The sequence below is a fragment of the Microbacterium sp. NPDC086615 genome (assembly GCF_040686055.1).
Taxonomy (GTDB): domain Bacteria; phylum Actinomycetota; class Actinomycetes; order Actinomycetales; family Microbacteriaceae; genus Microbacterium.
In genome coordinates this window covers 22422-36337 of record NZ_JBFBJJ010000017.1, presented here as the reverse complement: position 1 = coordinate 36337, position 13916 = coordinate 22422, and the positions used below count along the sequence as shown (strand labels likewise).

Genomic DNA, 13916 nt, shown 5'->3' with positions numbered 1-13916 from the left:
GTCACGGCGCGCGCTCGACGAGCCTCCCGTCCTCCAGCTCCAGAAGGAGATCCAGCCCGAGGCGCGCGAGGAACGCGTCGTCGTGGCTGACCACGAGCACCGCCCCGCGGTACGCCTGCAGCGCTGAGACCACCTGGTCGACCGTGTCGAGGTCGAGGTTGTTCGTCGGCTCGTCGAGAACGAGGAGCTGCGGCGGCGGATCGGCCAGCAGCAGCCGGGCGAGGGCGACGCGGAAGCGCTCGCCGCCGGACAGCGATCCGAGGGGGCGCGTGACCGCGTCTCCACGGACGAGGAAGCGGGCGAGTCGATCGCGCACCGCCGCGACGGGAACGTCCGGCGCCGCCGCGCAGACCGTGTCGAGGACGGATGCCGCGTCGTCGAGGCCGTCGAGACGCTGGGGGAGGTAGCCGACGTGCTCCACGCTCGCTCGAGCGTGGACCGCAGCCTCCGTGCCGTGCACGATGCTCTGCAGCAGCGTCGTCTTCCCGGTACCGTTCCGCCCCACCAGGGCGACCCGCTCGCGTCCGGTGACGATCCACTCGCGCTCGCCGTCGCCCAGCGTCGCGATGCGCCGACCGGGCGCGTTGCCCGGATCGGGCAGGTCGATGCGCACCACGTCATCGTCGCGGACGCGCGCCGACGCCTCGTTCAGCGCCGCGCGCGCGGCATCTTCCTTGCCCTTCATCTCCGTGCTCAATCGGCCCGCGCTCACCTGCGCCGCGTTGGCGCGTCCTCCCGCGATGATCCTCGGAACCCGCTTCTCGACCTGCGCCTTGTGCGCGACGCGGGCGCGGGTGGCGAGCTTGTCGTACGACTCGATGCGTTGCCGTCGCTCCCGGCGGAGGCTCTGTGCGGCGTCGCGCTCGGCGCGGACAGCCGCTTCCTGCTCCGCGTCGCGGTGCGCTCTCCAGACGCTGTACGGACCGCCGACGACGCTGAGGGTGTGGCCGTACAGCTCGGCGGTGGCATCCATCAGCTCCAGCAGGCTCACGTCGTGACTCACCACGACGAGGGTGCCGGGCCACGCCTGCACGAGTTCGCTCACCCGCGCGCGGGCCTCGCGGTCGAGGTCGTTCGTCGGCTCGTCGAGCAGCGTGATCTCGGCCGCACGGGCGCGCAGCCCGACGAGCGCGGCCAGCATCGTCTCACCGCCGGAGAGCTCGCCGACGGTTCGATCCAGCGCGTCGGACGGCACACCGGCCTCGGCGAGCAGGGCATGGGCGCGTGTCTCGACGTCCCAGTCGTCGCCGACGGCGTCGAAGTGGTGCGGTGCCACATCCCCCGACTCGATCGCGCGGAGGGCGGTCAGCGCCCTCTCGACGCCGAGGAGCGAAGAGACCGGTCGGCGCGGATCGGACGCGAGACGCTGGGGCAGCATCGCGACCTCACCGGATGCCGAGACCGAGCCGGACGTCGGGGCGATGTGCCCCGCCGCGACGCGGAGGAGCGTGGACTTGCCGGCGCCGTTACGGCCGACGAGACCGGTGCGCCCGCGGCCGAGCGCGCCCGAGACGCCGTCGAGGGCGACGGTTCCGTCGGGCCACTCGAGGCGGACGTGGTCGAAGACGAGGGAAGGGGACGGTGATGACATGACGGAACTCCGGGAACGCGGGATGCGCGGACGCCGGACCCGTCCGCATCAGCGGAGGGAGGCCGAGAAAGACGGCGGGTCGACGGGTCAGCGCGCGGACAGGGGCGCGGAAGCGTCGACGTTCTTCACCGGAGGAGACCTCGTTCTCGGGGACAGGGCTGCCTACGATAGCCCACGTGGGCGGGATGGGGAACCCCGGCCACCCGTGTCCGTCTCAGCCCGCGGCCTCGCGGTCGGCGAGGCGCGCGTAGAGGAACGTGCGAACGTCGTCGAGCTCGTCCTGCGAGATCGAGTGGGTGAGTCCCGGGTACACCCGGCCGCTCAGCTCGCTATGCCCGGGGAGCCACTGCGCCGTCGCGTCGATGAGGTGGGCGGGGATGACATCGTCCGCGGCTCCCCGACCCCAGAAGACGGGGGGACGACGGTCCGCCAGGACCGCGTCCCCGGGGAGCTCGCCCCCCGCCGCGTAACCGGCGAGCACCACGACGAACGCCACCGCGTCGGGGTCGACCCGCAGCGTCTGGACGGCGACCGCGCCGCCCTGTGAGAAGCCGAGGAGCCCCACGGGGGTATCGCCGACGGCATCCTGAATCCACGCCAGCACGGATCGCGCCGCGCGGGTGACGGCGTCGGGGTCGCGTCCGTCGAGACCCTCGATGGGATACCACGAGGCTCCCGGCATCGGCCACGGCGGCGCGAGGGGAGCACGGACGCTCGCGATCACGAATTCGGTCGGCAGGTACGGGACGAGACCGAAGAGGTCGTGCTCGTCGGAGCCGTAGCCGTGCAGCAGGAGCAGGACCGGCCGATTCCCGCGCTCGGCCGGGGGCACGGACCACCGCACGAGGGAGGAGTCGAGGGAGAGGGGCGCGCTCATGCGGCCATTGTGGCAAAGGCCTCCGACATCGGGCTCCCATCGGGCTTCGCCGGTGGTGAGTCGGGAGGAGGACCCGGGACGGGAGGACCCTTCGCCCGCGAGACCTCCTCCCGTCTCGGATTCCCCTCCCTCCGCGCGGCGGAACGCACCGTGACCGCGCGGACACGCGGCATCCGGAGCGGTCGGTTGATATACAGGGAGCATGGCTGTCCGCACACCCGACCCCGAGCCCGGCGACAACGGCGGGGAGCGCGAGCCGCTGTCCGGCCCCTTCTCGGGTGCGCCCAGCGGCCCGAACACCAACCCGGGCTGGCTCAGCGAGGTCGAGCTCGCCGAAGCACGGCGACGGCTCCCGATGCTCTACGTCGAGGCACTCCCGGTGCGCACGGACGGCATGGGCATGGTGACGCAGGTCGGCATCCTGCTGCGCGCGACACCGCTCGGAGAGATGACGCGCACCCTCGTCTCGGGGCGCGTGCGTTACGGCGAGACGGTGCGCGACGCACTGTTCCGGCACGTCGAGAACGACCTCGGACCCATGGCCTTCCCGCTCCTTCCGCCGCAGCCCGCGCCGTTCACGGTGGCCGAGTACTTCCCGCTCCCGGGCGTCAGCGCCTTCCACGACGACCGTCAGCATGCGGTCGCGCTCGCGTTCGTCGTGCCCGTCACCGGCACGTGCGAGCCGCGCCAGGACGCACTCGAGGTCACGTGGCTGTCGCCCGAGGAGGCGGCATCCGACGCCCTCGCCGCCGAGATGGAGGGCGGCCGCGGCACCCTCGTGCGGCAGGCGCTCGCGTCTGTGGGCGCGCTGCGTTGACCTTTGCCGGTGTCGGAGGCCCTGTCTAGGGTCGGAGAATGCCGATCACCGAACCTGCTCCGCTGCTCCTGCCCACGGACGCCGCCGGGTGGACGAGCTTCGTCACCGACCGTCCCGCTACGCGTCGCGCGCGCATCGACGCGATCGACGCCCGCCTCGCCATGGCGGACGACCTGCCCACCGCCGAGCGGCTGGAGCTCTGGAACGACGCCGACATCGCCTTCGCCGAGGCGCTGTCGGAGGCGCACCTGCTGAGTGAGTCGCATCCGGATGCCGAGATCCGGCGTCTCGCCGAAGAACAGGTCCAGCAGTTCGAGGCGCTTCAGGCGCGACGGCTGCTCGACCGCCGGCTGTCGAGTGCGTTCGCGGACGCGGACGAGACCGGCCTCGGCGACGACGAGCTGCGGCTCCTGACGCACATCCGCCGCGATTTCCGGCGTGGCGGCGTCGACCTCGACGACGCGGCGCGCGAGCGGGTGCGCGAGCTGAGCGAGCGCGACACCGAGCTCTCGCTGACGTTCTCGCGACACATCCGCGACGGAAAGCGCGAGATCCGGGTGCCGGCGAGCGCCCTCGACGGCCTGCCCGCGGACTTCGTCGCCGACCACGCGGTCGATGACGAGGGGATGGTGACGCTCACGACCGAGTACACCGATCTCATGCCCGTGCGGGAATATGCCCGCGACCGCTCCGCGCGTCACGCGCTGGTCGCCGCCTACAACGACCTGGCGTGGCCCGAGAACGAGCCCGTTCTCGCCGAGTTGCTGGCCGTGCGAGCGGAACGCGCAGCGCTGCTCGGCTACGGCGACTGGGCCGATTACGAGACCGAGACGCGCATGATCGGATCGAGCGCCGCCGTCGACGCGTTCCTGACGCGCGTCGCCGAAGCTGCCGCGCCGGCGGCAGCGGTGGAGTACGACCGCATCCTCGAGCGGCTGCGCCGTGACGACCCGTCCGCCGAGGCCGTCACGATCGCGGACTTCTGGTACCTGTTGAGCACCCTGAAGCGCGAGGAGTACGACGTCGACGCGCAGGTCGTGCGGTCGTACTTCCGGTTCGATCGCACGCTGGACGGCGTGTTGGCCACGACCGCGCACCTGCTCGATGTGTCCTACGTGGCCGTCGACGCCCCGTCGTGGCACGACGACGTGCGCACCTACGACGTCGTGCGTGGCGACGAGCGTCTCGGCCGCATCCACCTCGATCTCCACCCGCGCGACGGAAAGTACAACCACGCCGCGTGCTTCCCGCTCGCGCCCGGGATCACCGGCCGCTCGCTCCCCGAGGGCGTTCTCCTCTGCAACTTCTCGCGCGGCCTGCTCGAGCACGACGAGGTCGTCACCTTCTTCCACGAGTTCGGTCACCTCGTGCACGAGATCATCGGGGGCCACCAGCGGTGGGCCCGGTTCACCGGGGTCGCCACCGAGTGGGACTTCGTCGAGGCGCCGAGCCAGCTGCTCGAGGAATGGGCGTGGGATGCCGGGGTGCTGGCATCCTTCGCCGTCGACGACGCAGGAGAACCGATCCCCGCCGACCTCGTCGCCCGCATGCGCACGGCCGACGCCTTCGGCCGCGCGCTCGAGGTGACGCGGCAGCTCGGCCATGCGACGACGTCCTACCGCCTGCACGTCGAGCGCCCCGCCGACCTGCGGAGCGCCGTCGACGGGTACTACCGCGCGGCCAGCCCCGTGACGCCGCTCGACGGGTCGCACTCGTACGCCGGTTTCGGCCACCTGACCGGATACGGCGCGTGCTACTACACGTATCAGTGGAGCCTCGTGATCGCGCGCGACCTGCTCTCGGCGTTCGGCGACGACCTGTTCGACACGCAGATTGCCGAGCGGTACCGCCGCGAGATCCTCGAGCCGGGCGGATCACGCGACGCGCGCGACCTCGTCACCGCGTTCCTCGGGCGAGAGAGCACCTTCGACGCCTACCGCGACTGGCTCGCGGGTTCCTGAGACGGTGAGGGCCGTGGCATCCGGGGTTCGGATGTCACGGCCACTCGGGCCGGGGTCCGTGCGCGGCTCCGGCGCCCAGATCGCGCGGTCGGCCCGGGCCCGGGGCGGGCCCGGGCGGGTCGCGTCAGGCCGTGGTCTCGCGGGCGATCGCCGCGAGGAAGGCGTCGATGTCGTCCTCGGTGGTGTCGAACGAGCACATCCAGCGCACCTCGCGGCGAAGCTCGTCCCAATCGTAGAAACGGAAGCTCTCGCGCAGACGATCGGCGACGCCCGCGGGGAGCGTCGCGAACACGCCGTTCGCCTGGGTCGGCTGGGTGAACTCGACGCCCCGGATCGACCCGTCGGCGAGACCCGCCTCGACACCGGCGCGCAGGCGCTGCGCCATGGCGTTCGAGTGGCGCGCATTGCGCAACCACAGGTCGTTCTCGAGGAGCGCGACGAGCTGCGCCGAAACGAAGCGCATCTTGCTCGAGAGCTGCATGTCGAGCTTTCGCAGGTAGGTGAGCCCGGCGGATGCCGCGGGGTCGAGCACGACGATCGCCTCGCCGATCATCGCGCCGTTCTTCGTGCCGCCGAAGCTCAGCACGTCGACACCCGCGTCGCGCGTGAAGGTACGCAGGGGCACGTCGAGGGCGGCCGCCGCGTTGGAGATGCGAGCGCCGTCCATGTGCAGGCGCATACCGTGCCCGTGGGCGTGGTCGGCCAGGGCGCGGATCTCATCGACCGTGTACAGCGTGCCGAGCTCGGTCGACTGCGTGATCGAGACGACGAGCGGCTGCGCACGGTGCTCGTCGCCCCAGCCCCAGGCCTCGCGGTCGACGAGATCGGGAGTGAGCTTTCCGTCGTCGGTGGGAACGGTCAGCAGCTTGATGCCGCCGACGCGCTCGGGCGCCCCGCCCTCGTCCACGTTGATGTGCGCGGTGGATGTCGAGATCACGGCGCCCCAGCGCGGCAGCATCGACTGCAGCCCGACGACGTTCGCTCCCGTGCCGTTGAAGACCGGATAGGCCTCGACCCCCTCGCCGAGGAGCCCGACGAAGAGCTCCTGCAGGCGAGCGGTGTAGACGTCTTCGCCGTAGGCGACCTGGTGGCCCTCGTTGGCCGCAGCGATCGCGGTGAGGACGTCGGGGTGGATGCCGGAGTAGTTGTCGGAGGCGAAACCGCGCACCGACACGTCGTGGAGGGAAGTCACGGTCTCAGCCTAACTTCGGCCTCTTATCCCCAGCCGGGCAGATCGACGAACCATCCCCCGATCGGGGCCGGGCTGCAGCCGCGTGTCGGAGGGCCCGACGAGAATGAGGGGATGCATTTGGACCCCGAAGCGCTCAGCATCGCGGGCGAGATCTTCTCGCCGGCGGCGATGACGCGCGCCGACCGGCTCCTCGTCTACGGCTCCGTCGAGGTCGGCGACGTGAAGACGATCGGCGACGTGCGGGTGGTCACCGCGCAGTCCTTCGGCGCGGCGGGGTACGAGCACCTCGAGCTGCGGGTCCCTGACGACGTCACGCGGCTGTCGGGGTGGTGCTCGTGCGGACGAGGGCCCGAATGCGAACACTCCTGCGCGGCGGCGCTCCTGCTCTTCGACCGGTTGATCTCGGCCGGGCGACCGCCACGGCCGGAGTGGCAGCGCTCCCTCGACGAGCTCTTCCTCGCCGCCCCGCCGGCTCCTGACGAACCACCGTTCGAGCTCTGTCTGTTCCTGTCGATCCGCCGCGGGGGCGGGCACGGGCGCAGTACTGCTCTCACCCTGACGGCGCGCCCCGGCGTGCGCGGGACGCGCGGCACGTGGATCAAGGGGCGGGCCGGGTGGTCGGCTCTCGCGGCGCTGCCGGCCGATCCTGCGGCGCGTGCCGCCCTCGACAGCCTGGGCCGCCTCGGACGGTCCGGACCGGGTGCGTTCCTCTCCGACGAATGGATGCCGCTCTCCGCGGTCCCGCCGCACTCGCTGTGGATGCAGCTCGACGCGGTCCGCGCGGCCGGCGTCCCGATCGTCTCCGGTTCCGGCGTGCACCACCCGGTGGAGATCCCCGCCGAGCCCGTCCGCGCCGCTGTCGCGCTCGAGCGACGCGGGTCGAGCCTGCAGATGCGCGGCATCGTTGAGGGCGTCGCCGAAGAGGTCGCTTCGCTGTCGTCCTGGGTCGTGGGCGACCCGGCCGTCGCCGTCGCCTTCGTCGCCGATCGCGACGGCGCCGAAGAGAGGATCACGCTCGCGCGTCTGTCGACCCCGGCGGGGCCGCCTGTGCGGGGGTTGCTCGCTCGCCCGAACGCGCTCACCATCGACGCGGCGAGCGCCGACACCTTCCTGGCCGACTACCTCCCGCGCCTCCAGCTCGATGCGCCCGTCGTGTCACCACGTGGCACCGTCGAGGTGCCCGCCGCCCCTCTGCCGGTACTCGAACTCATCGTCGACCACCAGGCTGACGGGGCATCGATCGCGGCGCGGTGGGATCGCTCATCTACGCGCGGACGCCACCACCCCGAGCACGAGAGCGCCGTGTGGGCGACCGCTTCCGCCGTCGCCTCCGATGCACGGATCACCCTCCCGGAGCCGTACCCGTCGGGAACGACGCCTCCGAGGCCGCTCGTTCCGGCGGCGGCGGCGATCCTCTCCGTCGAGGTGCTGCCGCGCCTTCGCGACGTCGATCACGTGCGCGTGCTCGTCACCGGCGCGGGGCGGGACTACCGCGCGGCACCCGAGGCTCCGGTCGTCGAGCTGACCACCTCCGCCGACGACGGCAGTGACTGGTTCGATCTTCACGCGCGAGTCAGCGTCGGCGACGTCGAGGTCGACTTCACCGACCTGTACACGGCCTTGGCCCTCGGCGACAGGGTGCTCTTCCTCGGCGATGGGGAGTACGTCCGTCTCGACACCCCCGAGTTCGCGCGCTTGCGTGCGGTCATCGATGAGGCCCGGACGCTCGCCGACCGGCCGGAGTCGCAGCTGAAGCTGAACAGGTACAACGTCGGTCTGTGGGACGACCTGTCGGAGCTGGGCATGATCGCCGCGCAAGAGGCCGAGTGGTGGCTGCGGGTGAGGGGGCTCACCGACGATGCAGCGCTCGAGACTGTCGATCCGCCGGCGGGTCTTCGCGCGACCCTGCGCGACTACCAGCGTGCGGGCCTCGACTGGCTCTACTTCCTGCGCACACAGGGACTCGGCGGCATCCTGGCCGACGACATGGGTCTCGGCAAGACGGTGCAGACGATCGCCATGATGGAGGCGGCACGCGGGGCGGATCCGACCATGGCGCCGTTCCTCATCGTCGCTCCGACGAGCGTCGTCGGAAACTGGGCCCGGGAGTGCGCGACGTTCGCGCCGGGGCTCGACGTGCGCGACGTCACGGCGACGCAGGCGCGGCGAGCGACGAGCATCCAAGAGACGGCCGCCGGGGCGCACGTCGTCGTCACGAGCTATGCATTGTTCCGACTCGAGCAGGAGCAGTACGCCGAGGTCGACTGGTCCGGGCTGGTGCTCGACGAGGCGCAGCAGATCAAGAACCCCGCCTCCCGCGGGTATCGCGCCGCGCGGGCGCTTTCCGTCCCCTTCACGCTGGTCATCACGGGCACCCCGATGGAGAACAACCTTCTCGAGCTGTGGGCCCTCATGTCGCTCGTTGCGCCGGGACTCCTCGGGACGCGCGAATCCTTCACGACCCTCTATCGGACGCCGATCGAGAAGCACTCCGACGCCGCGCGCCTCGACCTCCTGCGTCGCCGGATCCGGCCGTTCCTGCTGCGGCGCACGAAGGATCTCGTCGCGTCGGAGCTTCCCCCGAAGCAGGAGACCATCATCGAGGTCTCCCTCCACCCGACGCACCGCAAGCTCTATGACCGGCGCTTCCACCGGGAGCGGCAGCGTCTGCTCGGGCTGCTCGACGACGCCGAGGGGAACAGCTTCGCGATCTTCCGATCGCTGACGATGCTCCGGCAGCTGGCGCTCGATCCCGCCCTGGTCGACGAGGGAGAGGCCCCGTCGGCGAAGCTCGACGCGCTGGAGGAATTGTTGGTCGAGGCCGCCGCCGAAGGGCACCGCGTCCTGGTACTGAGCCAGTTCACGCGTTTCCTCCGCGCCGCCCGGGAGCGCTGCACCGAGGCGGGACTCGCCTCGGGATATCTCGACGGCACGACCACGAACCGGCAGGTCGAGATCGATCGGTTCCGTGAGGGTGACGACCCCGCCTTCTTCGTGTCGTTGAAGGCGGGTGGCGTCGGGCTCAATCTGGTCGAGGCCGACTACGTGGTGCTGCTCGACCCGTGGTGGAACCCCGCCGTCGAAGACCAGGCGATCGACCGCGCGCACCGGATCGGGCAGACGCGCCCGGTGATCGTGTACCGCCTCGTCGCGGCGGAGACCGTTGAAGAGAAGGTGGTCGCGTTGCGCGAGGCCAAGGCCGAGCTGTTCTCGCGCGTCCTCGACGGCGGCAGCGACGAGGGCGGCACGTTCGCGGGGGGACCGCGCCTGACCGCCGACGACATCCGGAGCCTGCTGGACTGACGTCCTGCGACGCCCGTTCACCGTGGGGATGGTCCGATCGACGGCCCCGGCACGGCTGCCGCCGGACCCTCGCATCGACGCGCGTCTGGCCGATGTCGGAGGTCGGGTCTACCGTGTGGCTATGTCCGCCGAACCGTCTCCCGCCGCCGTCGCCGTCGGTCCCTGCGCCGGCGACGCGGCCGAGGGGAACCGCACCTTCCTCGCGGTTCTCGTCAACACCGCGGCGGCCAACGTCACCACGAGCTTCCTGTGGTTCGCCCTCACCTTCTGGGTCTACCTCGAGACGCGTTCCGTCCTGGCCACCGGCATCGTCGGCGGCGCGTACATGCTTCTCCTCGCCGTGTTCGCGATGGTCTTCGGCTCGATCGTCGACCGACACCGCAAGCACCGCGTCATGGTGTTCTCCGGGCTCGTCACCCTCACGGCATTCCTCGTCGCCGGCGCGCTCTGGCTGGCTTTCCCCGAGTCGGCCCTGCTCGATCTCGGCGGACCGTGGTTCTGGGTGTTCTCCGCGGTCATCCTCGCGGGCGCGGTCGTCGAGAACATGCGGAACATCGCCCTGTCCACCACCGTCACCCTTCTCGTGCCGGTCGAACGTCACGCCAACGCGAACGGCCTCGTCGGGACGGTCCAAGGCCTGGCGTTCGTGGTCACGAGCGTCTTCAGCGGCCTCTCCGTCGGGTTCCTCGGCATGGGCGGAACGCTGGCCATCGCGATCGGGCTCACGCTCGCCGCACTCGTGCACCTGCTCACCATCCGCATCGCCGAAGAAAAGCCGGCGGCAGGGGCCGAACCGGGGCCGATCGTCGATCTGCGCGGAGCGTGGCGCGCCGTCCGGGCGACCCCCGGGCTCATCGCGCTCATCATCTTCTCGACCTTCAACAACCTCATCGGTGGCGTCTACATGGCGCTGATGGACCCGTACGGGCTCGACCTCTACCGATGGGAGATCGACGGACGGGTCTACAACGCCGAAGTCTGGGGCATCGTGCTCGCAATCACCTCGACGGGCTTCATCGTCGGGGGCGGCCTCGTCGCGAAGTTCGGCCTCGGTCGAAATCCGATCCGCACGATGCTCTGGGTCGTCATCGCGATGGGCGTGCTGGGGGCGATCTTCACCCTGCGGGAATGGGGGTGGCTCTTCGCGGTGGGGATCTGGGTCTACATGGCGCTCATCCCGGTCGTCGAGTCCGCCGAGCAGACCGTCATCCAGAAGGTCGTGCCCTTCGCCACCCAGGGACGGGTGTTCGGATTCGCGGCCGCCGCCGAGTCGGCCGCGGCGCCGGTGACGTCGTTTCTGATCGCGCCGATCGCGGCGTTCGCGATCATCCCCTACATGAACGGCGACACGGGGAAGGCCACGTGGGGCTGGCTGCTCGGCGACGGCCAGTCCCGCGGCATCGCGCTCGTCTTCGTCTTCGCGGGTCTGTTCATGGTGGTCGCGGCTTCTCTGGCGTTCCTCACCCGCTCGTACCGCACGCTCTCTCGTCAGTACCGCACGGCCGAGGTGAACGCCGAGGTGGTCGAGACGGGTGTTCGGGATGCCGAAGACGCCACGGTGTCCGTTCTCTCGGGGCCGAGGGCAGACGTCGACGTCGCGTCGAGCATTCATGCGCCTGAGGTGCAGCCGGGGCTTCGCGGTCCCGAGGACGAAGCCGCCCGTGCCGACGGGCAGACGAGCAGGACGGGCACCCACGCCCCGCCGGATCGCACGGTGGGCTGAATCGCGCGGGCGGCTGAGGGGGCCGCGCCCTCCGGTGCCGATCCGTGCAGGACCGGCGCGGCGTCCCACCCGGTCCCGTCCTCGGTGACGGTCCGCGCCTCGTGCCGAGCGGGCGCCCGGCACGCGGGATCAGTCCGCCCCCTCGATCCCGATCACCACGTCGTTCAGCACGGCGGCTTCGTCGTCCCACAGAGCCAGGAACGAGGCGGCCAGAGCGTCCTCGAGGCCGGCGAGGCTCTTCACCCGGAAGATGACGGCCGCCGCCGTGGGTTCCCGCCCCGCGTCGCGCGCGTCTTTCGCGTAGCCCTGACCGACCGCGCGAACCCACGTCTCCGAGGCGGCCTTCACCGTCGCGTAGTTGGCACCGCCCGCGAGGGGGCGCGCGACCGAGGTCGAAGAGACGATCGCCAGGCGCCCGGCATCCGAGGTTCTGAGGTCGTCGTCGAAGGCGCGGCTCACGTGTCGCAGTGCCGTGAGAGACCGCAAGAGGAATGCGAAGTCGTCGTCGCTCTGGCCTGCGAGTCCGCCGCCTCCGCGCCAACCGCCGACGAGGTGCAGAAGACCGTCGATCCGGCCGTGCGCCGAATGCACGTGATCACGGAGCGCGTCGACCGCGTCGGAATCCGTGAGGTCGCAGCGTCGAACCGAGACGCCGGGGATCTCAGCCGCGACCGAAGCGAGGCGCTCGTCGTCGCTGCCGACGACCACCACGCGAGCCCCGGCATCGAGCAGCAACCGGGCGGCGGAGCGCCCCGCAGCGCTCGTGCCGCCCGCCAGGAGCACCAGTCGGTCCCGCACGCCTTCGTCCATGGCCACCACGTCGGTCATCGTCGCCCCCTCCTCCAGTGTGTCCCGACGCGCGCGCCACGTCGAGACCGTTCGCGCCCACCCTCGTCGAGTGGCCAAGAAACGCCGTATCGCCGCGGGCGGCTACGGCGTGTTCTGGACACTCGACGGGGGGAGCCCGCCGCGGGAGCGCGCGCGGCGTCTCAGTCGGTGCCGCGGATTCCCTCGGTCGAGGCGATCACGGGGCGCATCTTCTTCTCGAGCGCCTCGAAGAACATCGACAGCGGGAACTCGTCGTCGAGCACGGCGTCGGTGTACCCCTTCGGCAGGCCCGCGAGCACGTCGTCGGGCAGACCGCGCGCCCAGACCGACGCGGGGTGCGGGGTGACGACCGAGCGCACCAGGTCGTAGGCGGCGAGCCAGTGCGCCGTCTTCGGGCGGTCGATGGAGCGCCAGTACAGCTCGTCGATCGCGTCCGCGAGGGCGATCACCGCGGCGGGGACCTCGTCCCAGTCGAAGGCGAGCGACGTGTCGGTCCAGTGCAGCACACGGCGCTGGTGCAGCCACGCGAACAGCAACTGGCCGCCGAGGCCGTCGTAGTTGCGCACCCGCGACCCGGTGATCGCGAAGCGGAAAATGCGGTCGAAGATCACCGCGTACTGCACGAGCCCGGCGTGTTCGAGCATGGCCTGCTCCGCGGCATCCAGCTCCGATCCCTGAGCCTGTCGAGCCGACAGGCGGGCCTGCAACGCGACGCATTCGCGGAACGCGGTGAGGTCGCACCGCAGCTCCTCGAGCGAGTACAGGAAGAACGGCATGCGCTGCTTGATCATGAACGGATCGAACGGAAGGTCGCCGCGCATGTGCGTGCGGTCGTGGATGAGGTCCCACATGACGAACGTCTGCTCGGTGAGCGACTGGTCGTCGAGCATGCGAGCGGCGGCCGCGGGGAGCTCGAGCTTCGTGATCTCGGCGGCGGCGCGGGTCACGCGGCGGTAGCGGGCGGCCTCGCGGTCCTGGAAGATCGCGCCCCACGTGAACGTCGGGATCTCGCGCATCGCGACCGTCTCGGGGAACAGGACCGCCGAGTTGGTGTCGTATCCGGGGGTGAAATCGATCAGGCGCAGCGAAACGAACAGCCGGTTGGTGTACTCGGTCTCGAGCCGGGCGATGAAGTCGGGCCAGATGGCCTCGACAAGGACCGCCTCCAGGTGTCGATCACGCGAACCGTTCTGGGTGTACATCGGGAAGATGACGAGATGACGGATGCCGTCGACCCGGTGCTCCTGGGGCTGGAAGGCCACGAGCGAGTCGAGGAAATCGGGCACGCCGAGCCCGGCGTCGCGCCAGCGCTGGAAGTCCGCGATCGAGGCTTCGAGGTAGGCGGTGTCGTGCGGGAAGAGGGGCGCGAGAGTCTCGACCGCCTCGACGATGTCGTCGAGGAGCGGGGCGGCGGCTGCCGCATCCGCGATCGACCCGTCGCTCGCCTGCAGACCCTGCAGTGCGACGGTCGCGTTCTTCAGCTGCGCCCACGCCGGAGTGAGCTCGACCTCGGCGACGGTGCGGCCGTCGAGCAACTCGTGCGAGGCGCGGGAAGGCGTCGCGATGGTCATGGCATCCTCCGTTCAGCGGAAATATTCCTGTCGATCCGTCATGCTAACGGTAA

The 13916-nt window shown here is 70.9% G+C and carries 9 protein-coding genes; 4 read left to right on the top strand and 5 right to left on the bottom strand.

The window, feature by feature from the left end:
* Position 1 precedes the first annotated feature (1 nt).
* Positions 2–1591: an ATP-binding cassette domain-containing protein gene (locus AB0O24_RS15320; RefSeq protein WP_363376059.1), complete on the bottom strand. Its 1590-nt coding sequence runs from the start codon at positions 1589–1591 to the stop codon at positions 2–4.
* A gap of 214 nt (positions 1592–1805) precedes the next feature.
* Complete coding sequence (locus AB0O24_RS15315; protein WP_363376057.1) at positions 1806–2468, bottom strand: alpha/beta fold hydrolase; 663 nt, start codon at positions 2466–2468, stop codon at positions 1806–1808.
* A 202-nt stretch (positions 2469–2670) separates the two neighbouring features.
* Here AB0O24_RS15315 and AB0O24_RS15310 point away from each other — a divergent pair, with 202 nt between their 5' ends.
* Both AB0O24_RS15310 and AB0O24_RS15305 read left to right on the top strand, forming a co-directional pair.
* On the top strand, positions 2671–3285 hold the full coding sequence (locus tag AB0O24_RS15310) for an NUDIX hydrolase family protein (protein WP_058596715.1): 615 nt from the start codon (positions 2671–2673) through the stop codon (positions 3283–3285).
* 38 nt (positions 3286–3323) lie between these two features.
* A complete protein-coding gene (locus AB0O24_RS15305) occupies positions 3324–5246 on the top strand; it encodes a M3 family metallopeptidase (protein ID WP_363376055.1) in 1923 nt (640 codons plus the stop codon).
* Between the two features lie 124 nt (positions 5247–5370).
* Here AB0O24_RS15305 and AB0O24_RS15300 read toward each other — a convergent pair whose 3' ends face one another.
* On the bottom strand, positions 5371–6438 hold the full coding sequence (locus tag AB0O24_RS15300) for a low specificity L-threonine aldolase (RefSeq protein ID WP_363376052.1): 1068 nt from the start codon (positions 6436–6438) through the stop codon (positions 5371–5373).
* Between the two features lie 111 nt (positions 6439–6549).
* On the opposite strand from AB0O24_RS15300, the gene AB0O24_RS15295 reads away from it, so the two are divergent.
* Complete coding sequence (locus AB0O24_RS15295) at positions 6550–9741, top strand: DEAD/DEAH box helicase (RefSeq protein ID WP_363376050.1); 3192 nt, start codon at positions 6550–6552, stop codon at positions 9739–9741.
* A gap of 121 nt (positions 9742–9862) precedes the next feature.
* On the top strand, positions 9863–11464 hold the full coding sequence (locus tag AB0O24_RS15290) for an MFS transporter (protein ID WP_363376048.1): 1602 nt from the start codon (positions 9863–9865) through the stop codon (positions 11462–11464).
* A gap of 129 nt (positions 11465–11593) precedes the next feature.
* Here AB0O24_RS15290 and AB0O24_RS15285 read toward each other — a convergent pair whose 3' ends face one another.
* Both AB0O24_RS15285 and AB0O24_RS15280 read right to left on the bottom strand, forming a co-directional pair.
* Positions 11594–12292 (bottom strand): SDR family oxidoreductase, encoded by a 699-nt coding sequence (locus AB0O24_RS15285; protein WP_275799201.1) that lies wholly within the window; start codon positions 12290–12292, stop codon positions 11594–11596.
* Positions 12293–12453: 161 nt separating this feature from the next.
* Positions 12454–13863, bottom strand: a complete 1410-nt coding sequence (locus tag AB0O24_RS15280) for a DUF6421 family protein (protein ID WP_275799204.1) — start codon at positions 13861–13863, stop codon at positions 12454–12456.
* Positions 13864–13916: the final 53 nt, after the last annotated feature.

What these genes read in the sequence shown, in the direction of transcription:
- AB0O24_RS15320 (WP_363376059.1), bottom strand. Translation starts at nt 1,591, where the DNA reads ATGTCATCACCGTCCCCTTCCCTCGTCTTCGACCACGTCCGCCTCGAG.
- AB0O24_RS15315 (WP_363376057.1), bottom strand. Translation starts at nt 2,468, where the DNA reads ATGAGCGCGCCCCTCTCCCTCGACTCCTCCCTCGTGCGGTGGTCCGTG.
- AB0O24_RS15310 (WP_058596715.1), top strand. Translation starts at nt 2,671, where the DNA reads ATGGCTGTCCGCACACCCGACCCCGAGCCCGGCGACAACGGCGGGGAG.
- AB0O24_RS15305 (WP_363376055.1), top strand. Translation starts at nt 3,324, where the DNA reads ATGCCGATCACCGAACCTGCTCCGCTGCTCCTGCCCACGGACGCCGCC.
- AB0O24_RS15295 (WP_363376050.1), top strand. Translation starts at nt 6,550, where the DNA reads ATGCATTTGGACCCCGAAGCGCTCAGCATCGCGGGCGAGATCTTCTCG.
- AB0O24_RS15290 (WP_363376048.1), top strand. Translation starts at nt 9,863, where the DNA reads ATGTCCGCCGAACCGTCTCCCGCCGCCGTCGCCGTCGGTCCCTGCGCC.
- AB0O24_RS15285 (WP_275799201.1), bottom strand. Translation starts at nt 12,292, where the DNA reads ATGACCGACGTGGTGGCCATGGACGAAGGCGTGCGGGACCGACTGGTG.
- AB0O24_RS15280 (WP_275799204.1), bottom strand. Translation starts at nt 13,863, where the DNA reads ATGACCATCGCGACGCCTTCCCGCGCCTCGCACGAGTTGCTCGACGGC.